Raw genomic sequence first — 26,477 nt, forward strand, 5'->3', positions numbered from 1 at the left:
TGCCATCGGGAGCGCACGTCGCTCCCGGTCTGAGGAGATTTGTTATGTCCAATAATGATGTTGTGATTGTATCCACCGCCCGCACGCCACTGGCAAAATCCTGGCGCGGCGGTCTCAACATGACCCACGGCGCCACCCTGGCCGGACATGCCATCCAGCATGCGGTTGAGCGCGCCCAAGTTGATCCCAATGAAATCGAAGACGTGCTGATGGGCTGTGCCCTGCCCGAAGGCTCCACCGGCAACGACGTCGCCCGTATGGGTGCCATTCGTGCCGGGCTGCCGGTCAGTGTCAGCGGCGCCACCATCAACCGCTTCTGCTCGTCCGGCCTGCAGGCCATCGCCATGGCCGCGCACCACATTGCCGTCGACAAGGTACCGGTCATGGTCGCCGGCGGGGTCGAGTCGATTTCCACCGTGCAGGCCAATGTGAACCAGACCTACATGATGGAACCCTGGCTGGCCAAGCATAAGCCGGAGCTTTACTGGTCAATGCTGCAAACCGCCGAAACCGTGGCCAAACGCTACGGTGTCCGCAAGGAAGACATGGACGAGTACGGCGTCCGCAGCCAGCTGCTGGCCGCCAAGGCCCGGGCCGATGGCAAGTTCGACAATGAGATTGTCCCCATTACCACCACCATGGGTGTCGCGGACAAGGCCACCGGCCAGCTGTCCTCCCGGGAAGTGACCGTTTCCGAGGACGAAGGCATTCGTCCTGACACCAACCTCGAAGGCGTGAGCAACATCCCGTCAGCCATGGAGGGCGGCGTGGTCACCGCCGGCAACGCCAGCCAGTTCTCCGACGGCGCCTCCGCGTGCGTGTTGATGGATGGCAAGCTGGCACAGCAGCGCAACATTGAACCGCTGGGCATTTTCCGGGGCTTTGCCGTTGCCGGTTGTGAACCCGATGAGATGGGCATTGGCCCGGTGTTCGCCGTACCCAAACTGCTCAAACGCCACGGCCTTAATGTCGAGGACATCGGGCTGTGGGAGCTGAACGAAGCCTTTGCCGTGCAGGTGCTGTACTGCCAGCACAAGCTCGGCATCCCGCTGGACCGCCTGAATGTGAACGGCGGCGCGATCGCCGTAGGCCACCCCTACGGCACCACCGGGTCACGCCTGACCGGTCACGCCCTGATTGAAGGCAAGCGCCGGGGTGTGAAGTACGTGGTGGTGACCATGTGCGTTGGCACCGGCATGGGTGCCGCCGGTCTGTTTGAGGTGGCCTGACCCCACGCCCGTTAACCGGCCGGGCCCCTCGGGTGACCGGCCGGCTTTTCAGTGATCTTCTAAAGCGAGCACGTCTATGGACCTGAACTACACCGCCGAACAGAACGCCTTCCGCGCCGACGTTCGCCAGTTCCTGCAGGACCACCTGCCCGATGACATCCGTGAGCGGGTCAAGAAACGTCTGCGGCCGGACAAAGCCATGACCGAGCGCTGGCAGAAAATCCTCTCGGACGCCGGTTGGGGAGCCTCCACCTGGCCCACGGAGTTTGGTGGCACTGGCTGGAGCCCGATCCAGCAGCTGATCTTTGAAGAGGAGTGCGCCCTTGCCGGAGCGCCCCGTCAGCTCGATTTTGGCCTCCGTATGGTCGCCCCGGTGATCATGACCTTTGGTAACGAAAAGCAAAAACAGCGCTTCTTACCCGGCATCCTGACCGGAGAAGACTGGTGGTGTCAGGGCTATTCCGAGCCCGGGTCCGGCTCTGACCTGGCGTCACTGCGCACCAGCGCCAAACTTGAAAACGGCGGATACGTGGTCAATGGCCAGAAGACCTGGACCACGTTGGGCCAGCACGCCGACTGGATCTTCTGCCTGGTGCGCACCAGCACCGAAGGCAAACCCCAGCAGGGCATCTCGTTCCTGCTGATCGACATGAAGTCACCGGGCGTCACCGTCCGGCCGATCATCATGCTCGACGGTGAGCATGAGATTAACGAGGTCTATTTCGACAACGTCAAGGTGCCGGCCGACAACCTGATTGGCGAAGAGAACCGGGGCTGGACCTACGCCAAGTTCCTGTTGGGCCACGAACGCACCGGTCTGGCCAACGTCGGCCAGTGGAAATCGCTGATGCGCCGGCTCAAGGAAGTGGCGCACGAAGAGCGCGACGGCCAACGCCCCCTGATGGAGAACACCCGGTTCCGGGATCGCCTGGCGCAGCTCGACATTGAATTACGCGCCCTGGAACTGACCACCTTGCGGGTACTGACTAACGACGCCGGGCCCGGGCCACAGGCGTCCATCCTCAAAATCAAAGGCAGTGAAATCGGCCAGAGTCTGTTCGAACTGTTGATGGAGGCCACGGGGCAAGACGCCATCGCGCACATCCCGGACGCACTGGAACTGGGTTATGACGGCCCGCGGGTCGGCTCCGAGGACGCCACACCGGCGACCGGTGATTATTTCAACATGCGCAAATTGTCGATTTTTGGCGGGTCGAACGAGATCCAGCGCAACATCATCGCCCAAATGGTTTTGGGTCTTTAACCGATGATTTTTGAATCCTAAGGAGTCGCGTATCATGAATTTCAATCTCACCGACGAACAGCAAATGCTGCAGGACTCGTTGCGCCGTTTCCTGGCCAACGAATACGGCTTCGAAAAACGCGGGCAAATCATTGCCTCCGGCCAGGGCCGGGACAACGGCACCTGGCAGGCACTGGCGGAAATGGGCCTGCTCGGGTTTACCTTTCCCGAAGCCCACGACGGTCTTGGCGGCAACGCCATCGATACCATGCTGGTGATGGAAAGCTTCGGCCGGGCACTGGTGGTCGAGCCCTATCTGGCCACGGTGGTGCTGGGGGGCGGATTGGTGCGGGACGCCGGCTCCGAGGCCCAGAAGGCCGCAATCCTGCCGGCAATCACCGCGGGCGAGCACTTCATGGCGTTCGCCCACAGCGAACCCGGGGCCCGCTATCACCTGAACCAGGTCAGCACCAAGGCCGCGCCTTCCGGCGATGACTTTGTCATCAATGGCCACAAGACTGCGGTCCTGCATGGCGCCCAGGCAGACCAGCTGATCGTCTCCGCGCGCACCATAGGCGCCGACAATGACGCCTATGGGCTGACACTGTTCCTGATCGATAGGACCGCCGAGGGCGTCACCGTCAGCGATTTTGCCACCCATGACGGTCATCGCACTGCGGAGATCCGATTCACCAATGTGACCGTCGGCTCGGCCGCACTCCTGGGGCCTCAGGACCGGGCCGCCGCCGTGATCGAGAAAGCCACCGACCTGGCAATCGCCGCCCTGTGCGCGGAAGCCGTTGGTGTCATGGAAGCGATGAACGCGGCAACGCTGGAATACACCCGAACCCGCAAACAGTTCGGGGTACCGATTGCCAAATTCCAGGTACTGCAGCACAACATGGCCGACATGTTCATTGCCACCGAGCAGGCCAGGTCGATGGCCATTCTGGCCGCCAGTGAAGCCGACTCGGACGATCGTGCACGGCGCCGGACTGCGGTTTCCATGGCCAAAACCCTGGTCGGACAGTCCGCCCGGGCCGTCGGCCAGAAAGGCGTGCAACTGCACGGCGGCATGGGCGTCACCGACGAAATGTTTGCGGCGCATTTGTTCAAGCGGCTGACACTGATTAACCTGTTGTTTGGCGATGCCGATCATCATTTGGCCCAGGTCAGTGATGCCTTGCTGGCCAAGAGCGCCTAACCCCCAATACTGGAGCCGAACATGAGTGTGAAACAGCTTTTTGACCTGACCGGCAAAGTCGCCTTTATTACTGGCGGCTCACGGGGCCTGGGTCTGCAAATGGCCGAAGCGCTGGGCGAATTGGGCGCGAAGATCGCCATCAGTGCCCGCAAACAGCACGAATTGGACGACGCCAAAGCCCACCTCGAGCGCATGGGCATCGACGTGCTGACGGTGGCCGCTGACCTGTCCGATCTGGAAGGCATTCCGGCCGTGGTCGAGCAAGTCGTGGGCGGCCTCGGCGAGATCGACATCCTGATCAACAACGCCGGCGCCACCTGGGGCGCACCGGCCGAGGATTACCCGCCGGAGGGCTGGATGAAGGTGATGAACCTGAACGTCAATGCCGCGTTCTTCCTCACCCAGACCGTGGCCAGGCGCTGCATGATCCCGCGCCAGAGCGGCAAGGTGATCAACATTGCCTCCATCGCCGGATTGTCCGGCAACCCCGAGGACATGAAAACCATCGCCTACAACACCAGTAAGGGCGCCCTGGTGAACTTTACCCGCGCGCTGGCGGCCGAGTGGGGGCATTACAACATCAATGTGAATGCCCTCTGTCCCGGCTTCTTCCCCTCCAAGATGTCCCAGGGCCTGCTCGACGCCCAGGGCGATACCATGCTGAACCGCATTCCGCTGAACCGGTTTGGTGGTGACGAGGACCTCAAGGGCGCGGCCGTGCTGATGGCCTCCGAAGCCGGGCGACATATTACCGGGCAGTGCCTGGCGGTGGATGGGGGAACGTTGGTGAGCTAGCCAATGCCGGACCATCCCATTACGAAAAGCGGGCTCCTCAGCCCGCTTTTTTTATGGAACAGCAAGAATCTTGCTGTTCCCCGAGTTTGCCAGCGTAAATAAAATGAACAAAATGCAGTTTATATTTTATACGCCTTTTAAATTCATAAACTTCATTTGAACCAACCAACGCATTAGCCTTCCAACATTCATAGAACAAATACAAAGCGCCAGCATATTTTTTACACATATCAACCAATATATGAGTGCGCTCTATCGCATGGGCGTTATTTCGCCTGCCAATAACCATTAAACCAATATGGAGATCTTTTATAGATAATAAATAGCTGTAAGTTTAAACCTGAACATTCGATAAATATCGATTCAAACATTTTATATAAATAGATAAATATAATATTTATATAACAGCACCTAACTTATAAACAAAAACAAGAGCCTCACATGAAAAAAATAGCATTAACTTTGGCCCTATCGACTGCCGTATTCGCCCAAACCTCCACCGCAGCCACCCTCTATGATGGCGATGGTCTGACGTACAAGTTGAAAGGTGATTGGCAGATTCAGCTGCGTGACAGCGCCTCCGAATCCAAAGATCCGGATGTCGAGTTTGATGACCTGGAACTTAAAAATACCGTAACCTACGACCTGGGCAACAACCTGCAGGCGTTCGGTCAGTTGGACTTCAGTTTCGACAAAGCGGCTGAAAACCAACAGAGTGGCGATAAGCTGGAAGAAGCTTACATGGGCCTGAAATACGACGGCGTTGCCTTCAGAGTCGGCAAGATGAACACATCCGGTGACGAGTTCGGTGTGGAAGCCGCATACGAAAAGCCCGCAGGGACAAATGAGGATCAGTTTGAAGCCATGGTTGATGCCGGCGACGACGTTCTCCGCGTCGATGCGGACTTTGACATTGTTTACCTCTCGGTCTCACATGAGCTGGAATCGACAGGCAATACCAGCCAGGGCGACGCCTCAACCGACCTGTATGTCAGCACCAACTTTGATGCCCTGGCTTTAGCCGCGGCCTATCAGATCTACGACAACAATTCTGACTCCTGGGGTGTAAGCGCGCAGTACGATGCTGGTTTTGTCAATCTGGGCGCCGACTACAGTGTTTCAGACATTGACGGCAGTGACCTTGACGAAACCACCTACAACCTGGTGATCCGATTCGAGGCATCTCAAACCACCGACTTCGCCCTGGGTTACGTGAACGTTGACGATGAGATTGAGAAAGTGGATGCCTGGTACGCCAACGTCAGCTACCGGTTCCCCTCCCAGAAAAATGTCACGCTGTTTGCGGAGATCAGTGACTCCGACGCGGGTGACGAATCGGACATCCTCGCGGGCATGCAGATCAAATTCTAATCATCCCCAGTTAGGTCCTGTGGACGCTTCCTGAAGATCCACAGGCCGTTCTAAAGGCTGTTGCCAGCCTGGCAATTCAACCAATGAATGCTCACCTATTAATAGGTCATGTGATGAAAAGCACACACACGCTTGCGGTCTTTCTGTCCATCGCCCTGCTCCCTTCACTGGGTTTTGCTGAGAATATTTTGAAATTGGACGAGGGGGTCAATCTATTTGCTATCAATGGTAGAGAACTACCCAAAGGCAGTGGCTTTTTTTCCACCAAGGGCGAATTCTCCCTTTCAGAGGGAACCAACCAGATTCTGGTCTCCTATACAGCTGAAATTAAGAATGGCAACAGCGATGAATTGGAAGAAAGTGAGCTCTCAGTCATCACATTTACGGCATCCGATCAACCGATAACAATCAGTGCCCCCGGAATCTCCAGCTCAAGACAGATAGAAGCGTTCAACAATCAACGGAACTGGAGCCTGACGACCCCCGATAATGCTCCCATCCGCTACACTGCAAACCTGCTTCCGCTGCAGGGGTTTCGCCTCGGCGTAGACTATGAAAAAGAACTCAGCGAGTTTAATCAGACCCCGGCTGCTGCGGCAATCCCGCCAACAGAAACTACGGCACTGCCCACCGAAACGATCAATGCCCACGACACAGAGCAGACTGTTATTCTGAAAATGTTGCAACACTGGTACAAACTGGCATCGCCGGCAACGCAGGAAACGTTCAAAGCCTCCCTGTGAGGTCCAGACTGACGGCTTCCCCCTCCTCCCCAATAAAAAATTGTCCCCGTTCTGCTCGGCGCCCAGGGCAATATCATGCCAAATTTTTCTCAAGCCGCGGCCGAGCCGTTGCGAAAAGGGGTGTGGAAAGTGGGGCGTTGAAGAGTGGCAGTTAAAGGGTGGTCCTGGAAGAGCGCTTGTCGCAGGGCGACAGGCTATTGCTTGATCAGTGCCATGCCGCCGGGGCCCTCGATGCCCAGCCGGTCCCGACTCTCGAACAGGGCTTTCCGGGTGAACGCGCCGTTCTCGTAACGCAGTACCAGGGTGTAGGCTGGCAGGTTCTCCCCTTCGTGACTGCCCATCCAGACCGGGCCGGGGTAGCGCGTCACGCGCAACTGGCCGTCTTTTACCAGCAGTCCCCAGGTCAACCGTCGCGGGCCACCGCCTGCGCCGATCGCCTCGGTGGTGACGGTGCCGTCCGCCCGCAGGGTCAGCCGGCGCTCAAACTCCTTGAAAAACTCCGCCGGCTTCAGCCAATAGGTGCCCAACAATGCCGCGGGCACGTCCGTGCTGACCACCACCGCCTGGCCGTCATGGGCAAAGGTCATGGTGGTACTGACGGCACGGGCACTGATCACCTCCGCACCCGCAATCTGGGTGACCAACAGCAGGGCCAGCATCACCAGCCGGCGACTCAGGGTACTGGGCAGCATGCCTCTTCCTCCCATCCGTTCGGATCCCTTGACCCCTGCCGCTGTCCGGCCCGCTGAGCGAATGTGACACACTTCAGACCCGGGAATCCCGCCATTGGCCGGTAGGCACTGACCCGCGCGGACGGAGTGGGCCGAGGCTTACTCGTTGGTGGTGTTGTAAACGTAGGAGGCAACTTTGCCGTTGGCATCGAAACGCACCACCAAGTCGGTTGTTTCGTCGTCACCAAACGCAGACCAACGGTATTTGCCATAGGTCCAGGTCCGCATGCCATCCTCAATGCCCGTGCGCCAGGGCTCGCCAAACATTGACTGAATCTCGGCGCGGGTGGTTTCGCCAATGCGAATCTGATCCACATTGTGGGTCGCAAAATCCTTACCCACCGTCGCACAACCTGTCACCAAGACAGTGGTGGCAAGCAATACCGCGGCAATTACTGACTTAACAGATCCCATGATGTCCCTCTTTCGTTGGTGTGACCGTCATTATCATACGGGTTATGACTCGCAAATAAATTACAGTCTGGACACCGGTTACTCAGACGCCAGTCAGTCCACCGGTGTAAAAAAACGCTTACCGGTGTATAGCTTTTTAACGCTTCCCCGCGGCCTCGCACCGCTGGCGCCGTCAGATTACTTTACAGCCGGCAAGTGGTCACTTTATAACCAACTGTTTATCGGTCGAAAATTTTAAGGCGCGAATTTTGCAGATCATTGAGTAGACCCACCCCCAAGGATGATAACCATGAACAGACTAGCGCTGTTTTTCTTCACCACACTGGCTTCCGCCGGCGCCATGGCAGGCGTGGTGGTACCCGAACCCATACCAATTCCCGAGCCGGGCATGATTGGCTTGTTCGCGACGGCGGGTGTTGCTTTATTTTTGCTGAAAAAATTCAAAAAATAACCCATTGCGGAAACATCGGTCGGCAGGGACGCCCGCTGACTCAGATCAGACACGGCTAGGTTGCGCATGCAGTGGTATGAGGTTGTTTATCTCAGTGTGATCCCGCTGGTTGTTCTCGCCGAGAATCGGTTCGCCCGAATCGATCTGTCCGAGGACCGGTATGACCGCTGGCTGAACAATGTCGGATTTGGCTGTCTCAATGAATTGATCCGGTTCACCGTGCCGGTGCTCTTGTCAGCGTTGCTGACAAGCGCCCACGCTGAAACCGTTTCTGACCGGTGGCCACCCATTATCGGCGCTGTGGCGGCATTCCTGCTGATGGATTTTGGCTTTTATTGGTTGCATCGGATCAACCACCGGGTGCGGTTGCTGTGGCAATTTCACCGCACCCATCACTCGGACCTGAACCTGGACGCCTCCACCACCTTTCGCCATCATCCCGGCGAGTTCGTGCTCAATCTCGCGATCGTGGCTCTGGCGACGGCCGGACTCGGCCTGACGGTCGCGCAAATCCTCCCGACGCTTGTGGTCATGCGCTTTGTCGAACTGTTCGCCCACAGCAATCTGCGAATCAACCCACAACTTGATGCCTGGCTGGCCACGGTCATTGTGACTCCCCGCGTTCACCAGATTCATCATTCCGACTTTCAGCCTGAAACGGACAGCAATTATGGTCAGGCGCTGACCTGGTGGGACCGGTGGTTTGGCACGTTCACTTCCCCCCACATTCAGCCGCAACCCCGTCGCTTTGGTCTCGCGGATTGTCGTTCTGCCGACGACCAGCGCTGGCTGTCCTTGCTGGTCCAGCCGTTTCAGCGCGCGTCCATCAGCCGCACGGTGGCCGACGAATGAGAGTGTGCGGCTATGCGTCCTTTGCCAAGGGAACGCAGTCCACAATGCCTTATCACCACCGGTGCCCCGGGGCCGTTCCGATCAAGCGCGGCCGTCATTCTGTAACGCTCCCGTTTCGCAAGGCAGCATCACGACGGATGCCCCTGCTATACTGGCGGACACTCAAAGCGAATACCGGCCATTGATGACACCTGCCCACAAACCCAAAGCCAAAGGCCTGCACCCACGCAACGCCCATCGTGAACGCTACGATTTCACCGCGCTGATCAATACCAGTCCCGAGCTCGCGCCCGCCGTGCATCGCAACCGCTTTGACGATCTGTCAATCAATTTTGCCGACCCCACCTCGGTGAAGTTGCTCAATCAGGCGTTATTGAAACACTTTTACCGCATCCGATACTGGGATATCCCCGACCACTACCTGTGTCCGCCCATACCCGGGCGCGCCGACTATCTGCACTACCTTGCCGACTTACTCGCCAGTACGCCCGGCAACCCCCGGCGTGGCCAGGTGCCCACCGGCAAGCAGATTGCTGCTCTGGATGTTGGCATGGGGGCCAATTGCGTCTATCCGATCATCGGGTCGCAGGTGTACGGCTGGCGCTTTGTCGGCTCGGATATAGACCCGGTGGCAATCGCGGCGGCCAATACCCTCGTGGGCCACAACCCGGCGCTGGACGGTCACCTTCACGGCCGACTGCAAACCGCTCCATCGTGCCTGTTCAATCGCATCATTGGTGACGACGAACAGTTTGATGTGACCCTGTGCAATCCCCCCTTCCATGGCTCGCTGGCAGAGGCGGCGGCGGGTTCCGAGCGCAAGGTGAAGAACCTCGCCGCCAGCGCGTCCCGGAAAGGCAACCGCCGCAAGGCACCCGGCAAGACGCCGCTGAATTTTGGGGGGCAGAGTGCGGAATTGTGGTGCCCGGGTGGCGAAGCCGGCTTTATCAACCGCATGGTCAGGGAAAGCATCGGGTATGCCCGCCAGTGCCTCTGGTTCAGCACACTGGTGTCGAAAAAAGACAACTTGCCCACGCTTTACAAGGCGTTGGAAGCCGCTTCAGCCAGTGACGTGAAAACCATCACCATGGCGCAGGGCCAGAAAATCACGCGCATCGTTGCGTGGACGTTTTTGTCCCGCCAGGCCCAGATTGCGTGGTGTCGCGACCGCTGGTCAGAATAAGGCGCGCCATAGGTTTAATCCGGCGCGATGGGTGGTTGGCGCGCCAAAATACGCTTCACCAGCCGATTCATCACCGCGAAAAAAGGGCCGGGCAAATAGCGGGCGACACCGGCGGTGAGTTTGGCGCTGTGGCCAGGGATGATCATCCATCGGCCCGCGTCCAGGCCCGCAACCATTTGATCGCAAGCGACATCAGTGTCCAGCGAGCCGGCGAATTGCTTTAATTCCAGCGAGACCGGGTTACCGTGCAGGCGTTCATCGGCCACCATCGGTGTGTCCACTTCAGGCGGACAGATGCAGCTGAGATGGATGCCCAGGGGTTCGTATTCGTAACGCAAGGTGGTCGCCAGACCCACCACCCCAAATTTGGAAGCACCATAGGCAGAGTATCCGTAATTGCTGATCAGGCCGGCCAGGGACGCGACCAGGGCCAACCGACCGCCCGGCTGCAGCGTGGGCAACACCGCGGCGGCAAACTGGAAACTGCCGTTGAGGTTGATGCCGACGACGCGCCGGAACTCGGCCGCCGTGGTATCGCTGAACGCCTTATTGAGTGCAACGCCGGCGGAGTTGATCGCCAGGTCGGGCGCACCGAAGGCCGCCACCGCGGCTGTCACCGCATGCCCCAGCGCCAACTCGTCCGAGACGTCCGCCGGTAAGAATTGCCAGGCTGCGCCACCGGTTCGGGCGGCCGCCTCCAACGTTGTCCGCCGGTCATCACTGAGCATCAGGTCCAGCACACTGACCGCGGCACCGCGCTTCAGATAGCGCAATGCCAACCCGAGACCCAGCCCGCTGCCCGCACCCGTAATCATTACGTGGTTCAATGGCTTCATTCGTCACTCCCCTCAATGGCCTGGCGATGGTACGGGCTGACAACGGTCCCTGCTCCGTCACGACCGCCATCATGCCCACTTCGAGCGGATGGCACCGGGTACACCCTGGCATGTTTGACCGCGCACTGCAGTGAAGTGGCGCAACTCCCGGGATCAGGCGGCCGTCACACCATTGGCAAACACCACGGGATACAGGGAGGCCAGCAATAACAGCGCCATCGCCACATTGAACCGTCGCAGTCGTTGTGGGTTGGTCAGCACCCGCTGCATCTGTTGTCCCAACAGCGTCCAGGTGCTTACCGACGGCATGTTGATCAGCCCGAAAATGACGGCCACCAACACAATGGCGCCAAATTCCCGTGACGGTGAATAGACGCTCACGGCGGTCAGTGCCATGGCCCAGGCCTTGGGGTTTACCCACTGAAACAGCGCGGCCTGCAGGAAGGTGAATGGCGTGCCAACCTGTTCAACCTGGTCCGGCGGCGCAGAGGTTGCAATCTTCCACGCCAGAAACAGCAGGTACACCACACTGAGCACCATCAGCACGGTATAGCTGACCGGGTAAGCCTGAAACACCTGCACCAGGCCCAACCCGACCAGCACCACCATAACGACAAACCCAACACCGATGCCCAGCATATGGGGGAGCGTGCGCCGGAATCCGAAATTGGCACCGGATGCCATCAACATCAGATTGTTCGGCCCCGGTGTGATTGAGGTGACGAAAGCAAACGCCATGAGCGCCATCAACAGATCAAGCGTCACTGCAGGTCACTCCCGGGAGGCTCTGGGTTGGCAAGTGCGGGTTGGCGAGACTGGACTGATCGATTGGCACTGGCACAACTCCCGGACGTGAAGGCTCGAGACCCCAGCTTTACAGAGTTGGGGGCAGCCGCACAGACACAGTTGGTCACCCACACCACCGGTACAGATGCCCAAAAGCCTTCCGATATGGTATCAGCCCGTCAGCTCGCTCAACAGCCCTCGCAGACGGCTCATGCCGGCCACCACTTGCGCAGGATCGCCCTTCAGGCTCAGCTCCACCTCGCGCCGGCCGTCGGCATTGGGCAGGCAGGCCAGACGCAAATCCGGATATTCCGACAGCAGCAATTCCATCAGCGGAATCAACGGCCCCTCGGACGTATTGGTTAACACCAGGGTCTGACTCACAGTGCGGTTAGGTGCCTGTAAATCGGCGTAATCATGGTCCAGCACCCACTCCACCATCGGCCAGGCCATTCGGGGAAAGCCCGGCACAAAATGATGGCGATGGATGGCGAAACCGGGAATGCCATTGCTCGGATTGGGGATGATGCGGCTACCAACGGGGAACTCCCCCATGCGCAGGTGCAAGGGGTTCAACCGTGACCCGAGTCGGGAGCGGATTTCGGCCTCGGCTTCGGGGTGCAGGGCCAAGTCCACCCCCAGGGCTGCAGCCGCGCACTGGCGTGTCAGGTCGTCCGGGGTTGCGCCGATACCGCCAAAGCTGAACACCACATCCGGGCAGGCAAAGGTTTGCGTGAGCGTGTGGGTGATCAGGTCGCCCTCATCGGCAATCGTGCGCACCCAGGACAATGCCAGGCCGCGCTCTTCAAATCGCGGAATCATCGCCGCCAGGTGGGCATCCTGCTTACGGCCGTTCAACAGTTCGTCACCGATGAGAATGAGACCGAAACGGGGTATGGGTGTGGTGGTCATTATCACTCCTGAATGAGTCCTGCATCAGTGCTGCGCGACGCTGGCACGAGGTTCAAGTATTGGCATAATTAAAACACCCTGCCATCAAATCTGACATAAACTGATGCTGGTGCAGCGTTGCCTGCGGATCAATAAGGAACAGTGTATGCGACAGAGCCCGGAAATAACGGTGTTGGCTCAACAGATCAAAGACCTTTCACCCACCGAGGCCGCTGAAACACTGGCCAGGCTGCCTCCGGACGATATTCAGTTCATCCTCTCGCGCCTGCCCATTGAACACGCGATGTCCGTTGCCTCCCACCTGGCCGAAAGCGCCAGTTCGGAAGACATTGCCACCAAGGCCGTGATCTCGGGCCTGGAGGAAACCATCGGTGAATTGATGACGCCCGCACCGGCCATTCTGGACGCCGCTTCCACGGTGGCCGAAACGCTGGCCTTTTTGGTGAAAAGTGCCGAGATGTCCGAGATCAGTTACATCTTCGCCACCGACGCCGACCGTCTGGTGGGCGTTGTCGGGATGCGGGACCTGCTGCTGGCCAAACCGTCGGAAGTTCTCGCCGACATCATGGTGACCGAGCCATTTTCCTTTACCGTCGACACCCCCATTTCGGACGCGGTCTCCGAGGTGCTTTACCGACACTACCCGATGTATCCGGTGGTGGACGACAATCAGCGCGTCGTCGGCGTGGTACGCAGCTGGAAGCTGTACGAGCGCATTGCCACCGAGCTCAGCAGCCAGGCCGGCGCCCAGTACGGGGTGGCCAGGGAGGAACAGCTTACTACCTCGGTGCTGGCCTCGTTCCGGATGCGGCACCCCTGGTTGCTGGTTAACCTGTTTACCGCGTTCGCAGCCGCCTTTGTGGTGAGTATCTTCGAAGACACCATCACCCAGGTGGTGGCACTGGCGGTCTTTCTGCCGGTATTGGCTGGCCAGAGCGGTAATACCGGCTGCCAGGCGTTGGCGATTACGCTGCGCGGCATCACCCTGGGCCAGATGCAGGATTACCCGGTCCGCAAACTGGTGCGCAAGGAAATTCTGTTAGGCGCACTCAATGGTGCCATCGTCGGCCTGGTCGCCGGCTTGGCCATGTTTGCCTATGCCCTGGCGACGGACTCCTCCGAGCCTTTATTGCTGGGCTTGGTCATCCTCATCGCCATGACCGGTGCCTGCATCGGCAGTGGCATCTTCGGGGTGATGGTGCCCCTGACCCTGAAACGCTTCGGCGCCGACCCCGCCACCGCCAGCAGCATTTTCCTGACCACGTTTACCGACATTATCGGTATGGGACTGATGCTGTTCCTGGCCACCGCCGTGATTCTGTAATCATGGGGGCTAGCACTCGATGAAGTTGACTGCGAGCCCGCCGCGGGAGGTTTCCTTGTATTTATCCAGCATGTCCTTGCCGGTTTCCCGCATGGTGTGCAGCGCTTTGTCCAACGACACAAAGTGCTCGCCGTTGCCGCGCATGGCCATAATCGCGGCGTTGATGGCTTTCGCAGAGGCGATGGCATTGCGCTCGATACAGGGCACCTGAACCAGCCCGGCGATCGGGTCGCAGGTCATGCCAAGGTGGTGCTCCAGGCCAATTTCCGCGGCGTTCTCGATCTGGCCCGGGCTGCCGCCGGTGGCGGCCGCCAGACCTGCGGCGGCCATGGCGCACGCGGAGCCCACCTCACCCTGGCAGCCGACTTCGGCACCGGAAATGGACGCGTTTTCCTTGAACAGAATCCCGATGGCGCCGGCGGTCAGCATGAAACGAATGATGCCTGCCTCATCGGCGCCAGGGCAGAACTCCCGGTAATAATGCATAACCGCCGGAATAATACCGGCCGCCCCGTTGGTCGGCGCCGTCACCACCCGGCCACCGGCGGCGTTCTCCTCATTCACTGCCAGGGCGTACAGATTCACCCAATCAAGAGCGCCCAGACTGGGCGAGATCAGATCAACCCGGGTCTTGTCGTTCAGTGACCGGTACAGCAACGCCGCCCGACGCTTGACGTTAAGTCCACCGGGCAGGATGCCCTCGTGGTGAATACCCGCCTGCACGCACTCGCGCATGGCCTGCCACAACCTGAGCAGCCCTGTTCGAATGTCCGCTTCCGTCCGCCAGGCCTGCTCATTCGCCCACATGATGTCAGCAATGGACAGACCATGATCGGCGCACTGCTGCAGCAGTGCCCGGCCACTGTTAAACGGATACGTCAGGGCGGTGTTATCCGCCACCACCGGGTCGGCTTCTTTGGCCTGGTCATCCACCACAAAGCCGCCCCCGACCGAATAGCAGGTTTTTTCATGCAGCGTCTGTCCGGCCTCATCAAACGCCGTGTAGGTCATACCATTGGGATGAAAGGGCAGCACCTGGTCGGGGTGATACACCACATCGGTACTCGTCACGAAGCCAATGGCATGGTCGCCGCCCAGATTCAGGGTGTTGGAGGCATTGATCGCCGCCATCCGGGGCGCTATGGCCTCGGGGTCGATTTCGTCGGGCTTGTGGCCTTCCAGACCGAGGACCACGGCAGGGCCGGTCCCGTGGCCCTCGCCGGTGGCGCCCAGAGAGCCGTACAGGTCTACCCGAACTCGAGCCACCTTGTGCTTATGACCCTCCGCTGCCAACTGGTCGACAAACCGACAGGCCGCTTTCATCGGACCAACCGTGTGAGAGCTGGACGGGCCAATGCCGATGGTGAACATGTCGAACAGGCTGGTGGCCATTCTGCGTAGCTCCTTGACGCTGGGGATTCACTGAGAACGATCCGCCACAGACCGGCCCCAGAAAACGGGAGACTGTGGAGTCTGACCGGTTATCCACACTTAAATTCAGAATAGTACGGTGTAAAGTCGTTCTGTATAGAGTCGTTCTATGTCATGTCGCACTTGTATTGTAGCCCCATCTCACAACAGCACGATGCTAACGTCGCCCAACAATCGCCGCCCACCTTTCAGGTAGCCCTGCCGCACCGTGTTCGAGCCGGGATCATCCAACTGACCCGGGGCCGACGTACCCTATGCATCCACGCCGTGGCACTCAGGGTCGCAATCTGCCAACCTGAGCAAACAGGCTCTCCGGACAGTTGTCCGTCGCCACCGAACGACGGGATATCCGATGCCGTTAGGTGCATTGCGGTACGAAAAACACCTTATGACGGCGTCCCCATACGTTATGCTGCGACGTCCGGGCCGACAATTCGCCACCCTGTTTTTCTTGAGGTCAACACCATGAAGCCAACGCTGCCACTCCCTGTCTTCCCGACCATCGCGCTTGAGACAACGTCACTGACGTCCGCCGCCTGGGAGTCCGACAACGCCTGTGGGCTGGTACTGTTATTGCCGAATGACTCGAAAGCGTCGAAAGGACCGAATGGACAGGCAGGTCAATGGGCGGCGCTCGAGCAAACCCCCTGGGCCGACGCCCTGAGTCTGCGCCTGGCGGCCTTCCCGGAGAAGACCAACCCGGTGGTCACCACCACGCCCAATGGCCTGCGCACCGCCATCGGATTTATCGACGAGAACGTCTCCAGCTTTAAATTGCTGACCCTGGCCCGCAAGCTGGTCGGTCCATTGCTGAATGAGCGACCACGCCAGATTAGAGTGGTGTCCCTGCTTGATGATGACGGCGCCGCCCAGGCCATGGCCAACGCCCTGGTAGCGGCGGTGCATGCCGCCGTGTTCCGGTTGCCCAAAATCACCGGCAAACCGGAGCCCGTTTCGGCTCTGGCAACGGTCACCTTTGTGGGTGCCTATGGGGAGGTAGATTTCAGCCATGCCCTGGCCACCGCCGAGGGCAACAATCTGGCCCGTTGGCTGACGCAATTACCGGGTAACTACCTGACGCCCGCCCTGTATCGCCATTACGCCGAGACCCTGGCGAAGCAGGAAGGCTGGGGTGCCGACTTTATTGATTTGAAACGGCTGGAAAAACTGGGCGCCGGGGCGTTTTTATCAGTCACCGAGGCCAGCCCCAACCGCGATGCCGGCATACTGCACCTGACCCACCGGCCCAAGGGTTCCAGCGGACCGGCGCTGGCCCTGGTGGGCAAAGGCATCTGTTTCGATACCGGCGGCACCAACCTCAAGGTCGGTGGCGGCATGCTGGGCATGCACGGTGACATGCAAGGCAGTGCGGTCGCCCTCGGCACCTTCCTGGCGCTCACTCGCCTGGGCTTCAAACAGCCGCTGGACTGCTGGCTGGCACTGGCGGAAAACCACATTGGCCCGGACGCGGTAAAGTGCAACGATGTCATTACCGCGCTGAACGGCACCACCATTGAGCTGATCAATACCGATGCCGAAGGCCGCATGGTGCTGGCCGACACCCTGGCCCTCGCCAGCCGCGAGAAGCCGGCCGCCATTCTGGATTATGCCACCCTGACCGGTGCCGTGGTCGCCGCCCTGGGCCAGCGCATGGCGGGCGCCATGACCAACCGACGCGACTGGGTTGAGCCCATCATCCAGGCTGGCGAGCACTGCGGTGAACGGGTCTGGCCCATGCCCTATGAGGACGACTACGACGAGGACCTGGAATCCCAGGTGGCTGATACCCTGCAATGCCGGACCCAGGGCGCCGGCGATCATCTTTACGCAGCCCGTTTCCTCGGCCGTTTTGTCGACCAAGGCATTGGCTGGGTTCACGTCGACATGGCTTCATCCGGCACCCATAAAGGCGGCCTGGCGCAGATACCCACCGACGTGCAGGGCTTCGGTGTGCGTTTCGGCGTCGAGTGGTTTAGCAACCGGGTCAAAGCAAAAGGAGCTGCGACGTCATGAAGATCGAGAACCCGACCGACACCCCCCATCCGGCCGTTGATGCATTCGATGCCACGCTGGCGCGATTTGCCGAGGCCCGCAAGACGGATCCGAAAGCCTCCAGCGCCGACGTATTGGAGTCGGCCAGAGTGGTGATGACTACGCCCGATGGTCTGGATGCGCTGTATAAACGGGTCGCAGCAGTAGAAGCCGCCGGCGTCTTCGCTGGCCGCGATTGGGCACAACCGGCCATCCTGCAACCGGGCCTTGCAGTGCGCTCATTGCGCCAGAGCAAAGCAGAAATCACGGTGATTGAAGCACTCAGTGAAATCCGCATGCTGGCGATTGCCTCGGGTGACTACTTTCACCCGGGAATCGCCATTCAGCAAGCCAGGAATTTCCTGACCCAGGTGATGGCGCTGAATCTTGACTTGCTGTCCGGCCAAATGAACGAAGCCGACCGCGAACGCCCGCAGGCGTTGGGCGAGATTGTGCAGTCGCTGTACCAATACCTGCTCGCACGCCTGGGGTACGAGAGCATTCTTGCCAGCTTGGTGGGTGAGGTCAAACGCCTGCTGGCCCAGCGGCCAATCCAGACCAACAGCATCAAGAAAATGATCAGTCAGATCGCCAAGTGCCTGTTTGATCCCGAGCTTGATACCGCCGGCAGTGAGGACGCCGCAGGGCTGGTCAAGGCCTTGTTTGGTCCCACCAAAGGCTGTCGCGAAGACCCCGGACTGGAGGTCTACAACCAGCGGCTCGCCACCATGGACGGGGCCGCCCTCGAGGACGAGGCGACCGACTTTGCCAAGGCGATGGATGACACCGGGTTGGTGTCGGCTTACCAACCTGCCTTGTTGCGTTTTATCCGCAAACGCCGGGACGATCTGATTCCGATCGCGCTGGGCCTGAGCAGCACCGGCATCGATGCCCTGCAATGTTACAGCCAACTGGTCTACCGCCTGATTGACGACGCTATTTTTCCCGAAACCAGTCAGGCGGCCTACGGTCTCGCCATGCTGCTGGAGCGGGGCACTCTGTTTCATTCACCGGTGGCGGCCGGGCTCTGGCGACAGATCGAACTGAAACTGTCCGCCGACACCACAGAATTACTGGCCTCGGCCTATGGTGATGCACACCCACCCCGAGTGTTTCTGTTGGCGGGCGTACTGAGCATACTGGGCCTGCCACTGGGGGTCGGCCAAGGCAACAATCCCACCTGTCAGTCCGTCATCGGGCTCTCAATGTGGGCTGACAACGACGCTGACTATCTGCTGCAGCTGCTGGCCTGGGCGGCTCGCGATAATGAAATTCTGACCCGCTTTGAGGGCGAGCCGATCACGTCGAAGGGCCTTGAGCCCGGCCTTGCCAAGGAACTGCCGATGGATGTGGATGTAGTGTCGCTCATGCTGGTGCCGCACCTTGACCGTATTTACATGGAAATGGGCCGCCTGTGCGGCGACCGCGAAGATGATTTGCACCGCTGGATCAACCCCGAATTCTACGGCTGGTGGGTAGGCCACGGTTTCCGGGTGGTGACCGATATCCATACCGGTAAACTTGATGACTATGAAGGCTTCATCCGACAGTTCTACGCCAGTTATCATCCCTATTACAACGGCCACATGCCGGTGATTCACCCGCAACCGGCGGGTATCGCCTCGACCGACAGCGGCGGTCGCTATGTGGGCCGGCACGCCATTACCATTCTACGTGTGGCCCTGGACGCCCATGACCAGATGCGGGTTTATTTCTTTAATCCCAACAACGACAGCGGTCAGGACTGGGGCCAGGGTATTGTCTGCACCATTCAGGGCAATGATGAACTGAACGGTGAAGCCTCCCTGCCCATTGCCGAGTTTGCCTCGCGGATGTACGTGTTCCACTACGATCCGCTGGAACGGGGAGATACCGAAGCGGTACCGGACGAGGAAGTGGCCCGCGTGATGGAGCTTGGACGCACGAGCTGGGCAAAGGATCTATGACGACCCATTACGCTGTTGGTTGCGCGATCCATTATTTGGTCAAGGCACCGCCGAGCGCTCAGTAGGCGCAACGTCACCACTGTAGTACACCACTCAACAGGAAACCCGAGCTCAATGCGACTCGATTACTTTATTGCCAATAGCGCCAACCAGTCCCGTAAAGAAGCCCGCCGCACCATCATGGCGGGGCGTGTCACCATCGACGGCACCGTCTGCAAAAAAGCCGCAACCCCGGTGTCGGGGCACGAAACGATTCAGTTCGATGCCCGCGACATGATCCTGCCCGGAGAGCGCTATTTAATGCTCAACAAACCCGCAGATCTGGTCAGTGCCACCACCGATGACGACAACGCTACGGTGATGGAGTTGCTGCCACCGGAGTTGCGCCGCAATCTCCGTATCGCGGGTCGCCTGGATCGCGACACCACCGGGCTGCTGCTGCTGACCACCGACGGCCAATGGTCCCACCGGGTAACCTCGCCCAACGCGCTGTGCACCAAAACCTATCGGGTGACGGTCGCCGATCCAATAACCGACGCCATGGTCCAGGCGCTGAGCGAAGGTGTGACGCTGAAGCGGGAGAGCAAGCCCACGGCAGCGGCGCACCTTGAACGTCTCAGCGCCAAAGAGGTCCGATTGACCATCACTGAGGGACGCTACCATCAGGTCAAGCGCATGCTCGCCGCCGTTGGCAACCACGTGGTGGCGCTGCATCGTGAACAAATTGGTGAGGTTAGCCTTGATCCGGCGCTGGCACCGGGAGAATTCCGGGCGCTGACCGAAGCTGAGATTGGGAGCTTTCGATAATACGGACACGCCAGTCGGTAACGGCTGGCCACCTGACTGCGCTCAACGCTCAGTCCAATCGTCGCCAAGACATGAAAAACTGGCCGACGACAGACACTGTCAGTTCGATTCGCGTTCCTGGCGCGAGGCCGGGGTCGGCGCTACCAGAGTCGCACCCGGCATCCGGAAATATTCACCCTGGGAGAAATCGATACCCAGTGCCACCACCTTGGCCTGGACGTCTTCACTGTGCACAAATTCTGCCACGGTTTTGATGTCCAGGCTGCGGGCGAACTGCACAATGCCCTTGGCGATAGCAAACGCGGTGCGGTCCTGATCCAGATTCTGGATCAGGCTACCGTCGATCTTGATGATATCGACATTCAGGCGCATCAGATGCTCGAAGTTGGCGTAGCCGGTACCAAAATCGTCAATGGCGATCTGACAGCCAAAGCGTTTGACCTGTTCGATAAAGTGGAGCACCTGACTGTAGTTCTCGATGCCATCTGACTCAAGAATCTCGAAGATCACCCGCTTACCGATATCGCCGTCACGCAAGTGTTGGAGAATCAGATCCAGCACCTCGGGTTCAACCAGATCCGCGTAAGACAAGTTGATGGAAAACTCGTAGGGTTGCTGACGGAACAACTCAAACGATTTGTCGATCATTACGCAGGTTAACTGCCGGCCGAGCCTCAGTTTGTGAGCGATCCCCAAAAAATGCCCAGCGGTGGCAACCTCACCCCGTTCATCCTCCATCCGCACCAGGCATTCGTATTTGCTGATGCATTCTCTACGGTTGTCAAAAATGGGCTGAACATGCGGCACAATCTGATTGTTGATCAGCGCATCCTTGAGCCGTCGCGCCCAGTAAAGATTTTGCTGGTAGCCTTTCTCCACCTGCTCCTGAGAGTCATAAATCATGTAGTTGCGCAGATGGTCGCGAGCCCGCAACAGGGCGATGGTGGCCTGACTCAGTAGCTGGCCCGCCGCGGCCTTACCCCGGTTTCTGACACGACAGGCAATGCCGGCGCTGGCATCCACGCTGAGTGACTGCTGTTGCCAGTCGATACTTTGGTGGCGAAGAAACCCACTGAGCTGGCCCGCAAATTCGTGAATCTCGGACTCCTTGATGGTCGGGCCCAGCAGCGCAAATTCGGCCCCGGGCAGCTTGTAGAGCCTGGCTTTGAAAACGGCGGCGTGGGCACGGCAAAACTCAGGAATCCGGCTGGCAAGCACCACCAACACCCCATCGCCACAAGCTTCACCAAACAGGCTGTTCAGCTCCTTGAAGCGATCGAGATTGATCAGCATGAGGCAGGCCCCACTTTGGGTTTCAAGATCTTTCAGCAACTTTGCCCGGTTGGGAAGGCCTGTCAGTGCATCGGTATAGGACGCCTGCAAGTCTCGCATCAGCTGCAGAATTCGATAGAGCAGGAGCAAACTCAACAGCAATAACACGGACCCGGTGATCAGCAGAATATGGGTGTTGGTCTCCTCCATCGGCACCAGCACACTGTCAATCTCATCCCGGGGGACACCCGCTCCATAGATCATGCCAGCGGGAGTGGTGGCGTAGTAAAGCTCATAAATTCGTTCGTCAACGGTGACGACCCGAGTACGCAGACGGTCATCCATCGCCTCCGATGTCAACGAGATCCCGGGGTCGCCCTGCTTTGACGCGGCGGCCAGATTCTGCGCGAGAATGGCATCAATCAGTTGTTGTTCCAGTACCGTGTCCTGGCCCTGGGCCAGACTGGACAGGTTTCGGTTATTACGATCGTTGAGAAAGGCGAAACTGTTGTCAGTGACGGCTACGCGGCTGACCAGATCGATAATTTCGGTGGCCGCCCAATCTGTCGTCACCACACCGATCAGTTGACGATCCGCACTGAACATGGGGACGGCCAGGGTCAGCACCGCTCTGTTATTGGCAAAATCAAAGTACACGGGTGACCAGTAGACCCGCTCAACGGGCGGCTGGTCCGCCTGCCACTTCGGGCCAAACGTCAGGTCGAACCAGGGAGCGTTACGATATTGGGTAGCCGCTACCACCCGTGAAATGGTGTTCGCGCCGGACCCGGATTCGCTCTGCACAAAATAGGACGAGTAAGTATCTCCGGGAGCGGCCAGAATGCCCGGCTCAAACCAGATGCCCGCACCCGACGCCCCGTCGGAATTTTGCAGGTGTTGACGCAGAGCCCGCTCCAATGGCGCCTGCAGTCGGGTTTGATCCGTGCCACCGGTTGAACGGTCACGGGACAGTCGATAAAAGGTTTCGCCGATCAAGGAGAAGGCCGAGGTCTGCCGCGCAAGGGCAAGCTGCCGTGCTTCAATGCGGGTAAGGCTGGCAAAAAAGACATCGCGAATCTGATCTCGCCGGAGGTCAGAGAGCGCTTGCTGGGAGTAGTTGAGGTTAAGGTGGGAGAGCAACAGCATGCCGGTAAAAAACAACCCAATCAGCAACACAAACAACCCCATGATAGGGTGTATGGTGCGCTTGCCTCGCCAGAGGTTCAGTGGCGATGTCCACCAGACAGGTGCCAAAACGCTATGGCTTCCTGACCTGGCCAGACGGCATCCTGTCAGTTCTGGTCAGGTAAGGTGCTGGCCGTCTCATAGCCGCGTTCCGCGGCCAGTGAACTCCATTTCTCGGCAGCTTTAGAATCCCGCTTAACCCCTCGTCCCGATGCATACATTTCCCCCAATAAATGAGAAGCGGCACCCGAGTGCGGTGCGGCCTCACTGGCCCAGCGGAACGCGTTGGCATAATCTTTCAGTGCAAAAGTCATCAACGCCATATTGGTCTGGGCTTGCGTATCCCCCTGGAGGGCAGGTTCACGGCAGGCCTTGAGGCCCTCGCTGTAATTCCGTATGGCCGTCAACAGGTAGCAGTCGTTCAACTGCTTGGAGATTCCTGCCACCGGCTGTTTATTATGCGCCGTTAAACGTCGGGCGTAGGCTTCAACATCGTCAGGACAGGAATAGAGATACCCGGTGCGGTAGCTGCTCAAAGCCTCTTCGGTCGCCGGCTCGGCACTGAAGCGGCGAGCGACTTCCTCACAACGCCGCGCGCGCTCCTCCGCCACCCGCTGGCGCAAGTTAGCATCACCCTCCTGGCGCGCAAGGTAAACGGTCAGAGGATCAATGTAGGGCTGGGCGAACAATTCTGCCAACAGGCGTTCGCCGGCCGCAGTATCCGAATCCGCATTCTCCAAGGCTTTACTGCCCGCGCTGTTGTCTATGTCTGGTGCCAACTCTCCCTCTGGCATTACCGGGGTCCGGACAATTGCGCAGCCCGCCAGCAAAACGATGCCTGCCAGCGTAACGAAAAGTTGGTACATCAAAACCCACCTAAATAGCGACAAGTTACCCACGTTATTAGTTTTCCACAGTGGTCGCAGAAAAACCGTTATCTTTTAGTATCAAAAACATTGCTGGTTGTTAATGTTATTGAGCAACCACCGGTCGATACAACGCACTAGTATAGCACCGGGACATCGATCCGCCCGATCGGCCGCCGCGCCCTCCTCAATACGCTAGAGATCAGAACCTGTTGGCAGTACGACTCTTCACAACCTCAGCCGGCCAGGCACCATGAAACCCGGCAAAAAAGGCTTCGTTACGATCACCTACTGTTGCTTCAAGGTCTTGTTGTATACATGCTGCGTCTTGATGCGCTGATAGCCAAGACTTTCATAAAACGGATGCGAGGCATGCCGCAAAGCATTCGAGCGGACGCACACCACCGCCAATGCCTGGCTTTCAGCCCACTGTTCGGCCGCCGTCACCAGTGCCCGACCCACACCGGTGCGCCGGCGGGCGTCGCTAACCACCAGGCCGGTCAACTCCGCGAAGGGGCCAGATTCCAGGCCTAGCCTGCGCTCGATAACACCCCAGCCTAGCAGATCCGAGGCATCGGATTCCGCCACCAGCACCTGGTATTGGTCAGAACCCAACAATATCGCCAGACGGTCTCCCATCGCCTGCGCGTCGGCGGGGTATCCGAGCTGGCTGGTCAGGCGCGCCAGCGCCTTCGTGTCGGTTTGTCGGGCAACCCGGATGTGGGGCACGTTACTCTCCCGGTAATCTCCCAGTAAACGGTGACGCCTTCGACATCTTTACGCTGGCAGTATAGCAAACGGCTCACCGAGCTTAAGCGTTGGCAAAAATATCCCCTACGGAACGGCGTGAACCCACTGACGTCCCAGCCGGTTACTGAACCCCGCTACTGGCAACTGTATCCGACACCTCAGCTTCGCAGCAGGCCCGGGGCTGCCGGATTCGGTCTTGAAGCCGTGAGGGGCCCCCGAAGCGGAGGCGTCGGCCACGAAACAACGTTTGGCGGCCGACCGTGGCGCACACAGAGATGAACGTATCCCCCGGTCCGGATCGCTGAACCAAAAAAGCCGCAGTGCGAGCGCGCTGCGGCTTCAATCAAAGCTCGTGCCCGTCGATCAATAAAGCTTGGCCAGAGACTTCTTGGCAAATGGCTCGATGCTATCCCCACGGCCATCTTTCAGTTTCACCAGCCACTCGGGATCCTGCAGCAACGCGCGTCCTACCGCCACCAGATCAAACTCCTGGTTGTTCATGCGCTCAACCAGCTCATCAATGCCGGACTGCTCCACGGCCTCTTTTTTGCTGGCGAAGGTGCCGCTGATGAAGTCTTCGGTCAGCCCCACACTGCCCACGGACATGGTCGGCTTGCCGGTAATTTTCTGGGTCCAGCCAGCCAGGTTCAGGTTAGAGCCCTCAAACTCGGGCTCCCAGAACCGGCGGGTAGAGGCGTGGAAGATATCTACGCCAGCCTCAACCAACGGCATCAAAAACGCTTCCAGCTCGGCCGGGGTGTTGGCCAGTTTGGCGTCGAAGGCCTGCATTTTCCACTGGGAGAATCGCAGCATGATGGGGTACTCGGGGCCGACGCGCTGGCGAATGGCTTCGATGATTTCGATGGCGAAGCGCTGGCGGTTAGCCATCGAGCCGCCGTACTCGTCGTCACGCTGGTTGGTGCCTTCCCAGAAGAACTGATCAATGATGTAACCGTGAGCGCCGTGGATTTCCACTCCGTCAAAGCCCAGTGCCTTGGCATCCTGGGCGGCATCGGCAAAGGCCAGAACCACCTCGGCAATGTCGTCTTTGGTCATGGCTTTACCATTGGCCTTGCCCGGAGCATACAGGCCGGACGGGCTGTAGCCCGGCACGCTTCCGTCAGGTTCCATGCCTTCTTTACGAATCGCACCCACGTGCCAGAGCTGCGGGAAGATTGCCCCACCTGCTTCGTGCACGGCGTCCACCACATTTTTCCAACCCGCCAGGGCCTTATCACCATGGAACGCGGGCACATCAGGGTAGCCGTTGGCGGCCTTGTGATTCACCGTCGTGCCCTCGGTGATCAACAGACCGACACCGCCTTCGGCACGACGACGGTAGTAGTCGACCACGTTCTCGCCCGGCACGTTGCCCGGCGAGAAGTTTCGTGTCATGGGGGCCATCGCCACCCGGTTACGGAGCTTCAGAGACTTGTCTTCAAAGGGCTGGAATAAAGGGCCGAGATTCATGGTCATGGTGCGCTATGCCTCCTGATGGGCCGCAGACTGCCGCTCAATAACACGACTAACGAAAGGGTCGATCAATTAAGTAGCAACCTTGCTAGTTTGGTTTCGTGAAGCAACCATATTGAATCTGGTTTTAAAATGCAACCCTATTAGGTACACTCCCGATCATGGCCAGAAAACGTTTCGATGATTCCCAATGCTCCGTCGCCCGCGCCCTCAATGAAGTGGGGGACTGGTGGTCGCTGCTGATTGTGCTGCAAGCCATGTACGGCACCCGCCGGTTCGTGGACTTTCAGCAGGAACTTGGCATCGCGCGCAATATCCTGTGTGACCGTTTGTCGCGACTGGTGGACAATCAGGTTCTGCGCAAAGTGGAAGTAGGGGAACACGGCTCCCGTCAGGAATATCGTCTGACCGACAAGGGCCGCGAACTGTTTCCAGTGGTGATTGCCCTGCGGCAATGGGGTGATAAATGGAACCCCGCTCCGGACGGTGCCCCGTTGAACCTACGAGACCGCAAGACTGGCCGACCGATTGCCCCGATGTCGGTGGAAGATGCCGACGGCAATCCGCTGACCGTGCGTGAAGTATTTCTGCCCGAGCACACTGAATCCGACACCAGGAAAACCGATAACAAAACCGGTTAAC

The 26,477-nt window shown here is 59.0% G+C and carries 24 protein-coding genes; 14 read left to right on the top strand and 10 right to left on the bottom strand.

Annotated elements, in window-relative coordinates; genetic code table 11:
* The first annotated feature begins 44 nt into the window (after positions 1–44).
* The 6 genes from GRX64_RS11070 to GRX64_RS11095 all read left to right on the top strand — a co-directional run bounded on the left by GRX64_RS11070 (position 45) and on the right by GRX64_RS11095 (position 6,585).
* Positions 45–1,229 (top strand): acetyl-CoA C-acyltransferase, encoded by a 1,185-nt coding sequence (locus GRX64_RS11070; RefSeq protein ID WP_166267153.1) that lies wholly within the window; start codon positions 45–47, stop codon positions 1,227–1,229.
* Between the two features lie 76 nt (positions 1,230–1,305).
* Positions 1,306–2,493, top strand: coding sequence for an acyl-CoA dehydrogenase family protein (locus GRX64_RS11075; protein ID WP_166267155.1), 1,188 nt, complete (start codon positions 1,306–1,308; stop codon positions 2,491–2,493).
* A gap of 34 nt (positions 2,494–2,527) precedes the next feature.
* Entirely contained in the window at positions 2,528–3,676 is a 1,149-nt protein-coding gene (locus GRX64_RS11080; RefSeq protein WP_166267157.1) for an acyl-CoA dehydrogenase family protein, read from the top strand.
* A 21-nt stretch (positions 3,677–3,697) separates the two neighbouring features.
* The gene (locus tag GRX64_RS11085; protein ID WP_166267159.1) at positions 3,698–4,471 is read left to right on the top strand and encodes an SDR family oxidoreductase; all 774 of its coding nucleotides are present in this window, start codon (positions 3,698–3,700) and stop codon (positions 4,469–4,471) included.
* A gap of 441 nt (positions 4,472–4,912) precedes the next feature.
* The gene (locus GRX64_RS11090) at positions 4,913–5,842 is read left to right on the top strand and encodes a porin (RefSeq protein ID WP_166267161.1); all 930 of its coding nucleotides are present in this window, start codon (positions 4,913–4,915) and stop codon (positions 5,840–5,842) included.
* Positions 5,843–5,955: 113 nt separating this feature from the next.
* On the top strand, positions 5,956–6,585 hold the full coding sequence (locus GRX64_RS11095; RefSeq protein WP_166267163.1) for a YccT family protein: 630 nt from the start codon (positions 5,956–5,958) through the stop codon (positions 6,583–6,585).
* Between the two features lie 194 nt (positions 6,586–6,779).
* Here GRX64_RS11095 and GRX64_RS11100 read toward each other — a convergent pair whose 3' ends face one another.
* Both GRX64_RS11100 and bamE read right to left on the bottom strand, forming a co-directional pair.
* On the bottom strand, positions 6,780–7,277 hold the full coding sequence (locus tag GRX64_RS11100; RefSeq protein WP_166267165.1) for a hypothetical protein: 498 nt from the start codon (positions 7,275–7,277) through the stop codon (positions 6,780–6,782).
* Between the two features lie 138 nt (positions 7,278–7,415).
* Positions 7,416–7,730 (bottom strand): outer membrane protein assembly factor BamE domain-containing protein, encoded by a 315-nt coding sequence (bamE, locus tag GRX64_RS11105; protein WP_166267167.1) that lies wholly within the window; start codon positions 7,728–7,730, stop codon positions 7,416–7,418.
* A 289-nt stretch (positions 7,731–8,019) separates the two neighbouring features.
* Between bamE and GRX64_RS11110 the strand changes: the two genes are divergently transcribed.
* The 3 genes from GRX64_RS11110 (at position 8,020) to rlmF (ending at position 10,216) form a co-directional block, all read left to right on the top strand.
* Complete coding sequence (locus GRX64_RS11110) at positions 8,020–8,181, top strand: PEP-CTERM sorting domain-containing protein (protein ID WP_166267169.1); 162 nt, start codon at positions 8,020–8,022, stop codon at positions 8,179–8,181.
* A 66-nt stretch (positions 8,182–8,247) separates the two neighbouring features.
* Positions 8,248–9,033 (top strand): sterol desaturase family protein, encoded by a 786-nt coding sequence (locus tag GRX64_RS11115; RefSeq protein WP_166267171.1) that lies wholly within the window; start codon positions 8,248–8,250, stop codon positions 9,031–9,033.
* Positions 9,034–9,217: 184 nt separating this feature from the next.
* Positions 9,218–10,216 carry a 23S rRNA (adenine(1618)-N(6))-methyltransferase RlmF gene (gene rlmF / locus GRX64_RS11120; protein WP_166267173.1) on the top strand — a complete coding sequence of 333 codons (999 nt, stop codon included), beginning with the start codon at positions 9,218–9,220 and terminating at the stop codon, positions 10,214–10,216.
* 14 nt (positions 10,217–10,230) lie between these two features.
* Here rlmF and GRX64_RS11125 read toward each other — a convergent pair whose 3' ends face one another.
* The 3 genes from GRX64_RS11125 to GRX64_RS11135 form a co-directional block, all read right to left on the bottom strand.
* Entirely contained in the window at positions 10,231–11,052 is an 822-nt protein-coding gene (locus GRX64_RS11125) for an SDR family NAD(P)-dependent oxidoreductase (protein WP_166267175.1), read from the bottom strand.
* A gap of 153 nt (positions 11,053–11,205) precedes the next feature.
* Entirely contained in the window at positions 11,206–11,799 is a 594-nt protein-coding gene (locus GRX64_RS11130) for a LysE family translocator (RefSeq protein WP_166267397.1), read from the bottom strand.
* 210 nt (positions 11,800–12,009) lie between these two features.
* Positions 12,010–12,750 (bottom strand): competence/damage-inducible protein A, encoded by a 741-nt coding sequence (locus GRX64_RS11135; RefSeq protein ID WP_166267177.1) that lies wholly within the window; start codon positions 12,748–12,750, stop codon positions 12,010–12,012.
* Between the two features lie 145 nt (positions 12,751–12,895).
* On the opposite strand from GRX64_RS11135, the gene GRX64_RS11140 reads away from it, so the two are divergent.
* Complete coding sequence (locus tag GRX64_RS11140; RefSeq protein WP_166267179.1) at positions 12,896–14,074, top strand: magnesium transporter; 1,179 nt, start codon at positions 12,896–12,898, stop codon at positions 14,072–14,074.
* Positions 14,075–14,083: 9 nt separating this feature from the next.
* On the opposite strand, the gene GRX64_RS11145 is transcribed toward GRX64_RS11140, so the two are convergent.
* Positions 14,084–15,466, bottom strand: coding sequence for an L-serine ammonia-lyase (locus GRX64_RS11145; RefSeq protein ID WP_166267181.1), 1,383 nt, complete (start codon positions 15,464–15,466; stop codon positions 14,084–14,086).
* Between the two features lie 504 nt (positions 15,467–15,970).
* Here GRX64_RS11145 and GRX64_RS11150 point away from each other — a divergent pair.
* From GRX64_RS11150 to GRX64_RS11160, 3 genes are all read left to right on the top strand, one after another.
* Entirely contained in the window at positions 15,971–17,518 is a 1,548-nt protein-coding gene (locus tag GRX64_RS11150; protein ID WP_166267183.1) for a M17 family metallopeptidase, read from the top strand.
* Positions 17,515–19,482: a hypothetical protein gene (locus GRX64_RS11155; RefSeq protein WP_166267185.1), complete on the top strand. Its 1,968-nt coding sequence runs from the start codon at positions 17,515–17,517 to the stop codon at positions 19,480–19,482. The genes GRX64_RS11150 and GRX64_RS11155 overlap by 4 nt, the downstream gene beginning before the upstream one ends.
* A 114-nt stretch (positions 19,483–19,596) precedes the next feature.
* The gene (locus GRX64_RS11160) at positions 19,597–20,289 is read left to right on the top strand and encodes a pseudouridine synthase (RefSeq protein ID WP_166267187.1); all 693 of its coding nucleotides are present in this window, start codon (positions 19,597–19,599) and stop codon (positions 20,287–20,289) included.
* Between the two features lie 99 nt (positions 20,290–20,388).
* On the opposite strand, the gene GRX64_RS11165 is transcribed toward GRX64_RS11160, so the two are convergent.
* The 4 genes from GRX64_RS11165 to GRX64_RS11180 all read right to left on the bottom strand — a co-directional run bounded on the left by GRX64_RS11165 (position 20,389) and on the right by GRX64_RS11180 (position 25,838).
* Positions 20,389–22,815, bottom strand: coding sequence for a bifunctional diguanylate cyclase/phosphodiesterase (locus tag GRX64_RS11165; protein WP_235937640.1), 2,427 nt, complete (start codon positions 22,813–22,815; stop codon positions 20,389–20,391).
* A 38-nt stretch (positions 22,816–22,853) separates the two neighbouring features.
* A complete protein-coding gene (locus tag GRX64_RS11170) occupies positions 22,854–23,612 on the bottom strand; it encodes an SEL1-like repeat protein (protein ID WP_166267189.1) in 759 nt (252 codons plus the stop codon).
* A 288-nt stretch (positions 23,613–23,900) separates the two neighbouring features.
* Complete coding sequence (locus GRX64_RS11175) at positions 23,901–24,341, bottom strand: GNAT family N-acetyltransferase (protein WP_207308782.1); 441 nt, start codon at positions 24,339–24,341, stop codon at positions 23,901–23,903.
* A gap of 384 nt (positions 24,342–24,725) precedes the next feature.
* Entirely contained in the window at positions 24,726–25,838 is a 1,113-nt protein-coding gene (locus tag GRX64_RS11180) for an NADH:flavin oxidoreductase (RefSeq protein WP_166267191.1), read from the bottom strand.
* A 158-nt stretch (positions 25,839–25,996) separates the two neighbouring features.
* Here GRX64_RS11180 and GRX64_RS11185 point away from each other — a divergent pair, with 158 nt between their 5' ends.
* Entirely contained in the window at positions 25,997–26,476 is a 480-nt protein-coding gene (locus GRX64_RS11185) for a winged helix-turn-helix transcriptional regulator (RefSeq protein WP_166267193.1), read from the top strand.
* Position 26,477: the final 1 nt, after the last annotated feature.

The organism is Marinobacter caseinilyticus (genome assembly GCF_011074955.1).
GTDB lineage: Bacteria > Pseudomonadota > Gammaproteobacteria > Pseudomonadales > Oleiphilaceae > Marinobacter > Marinobacter caseinilyticus.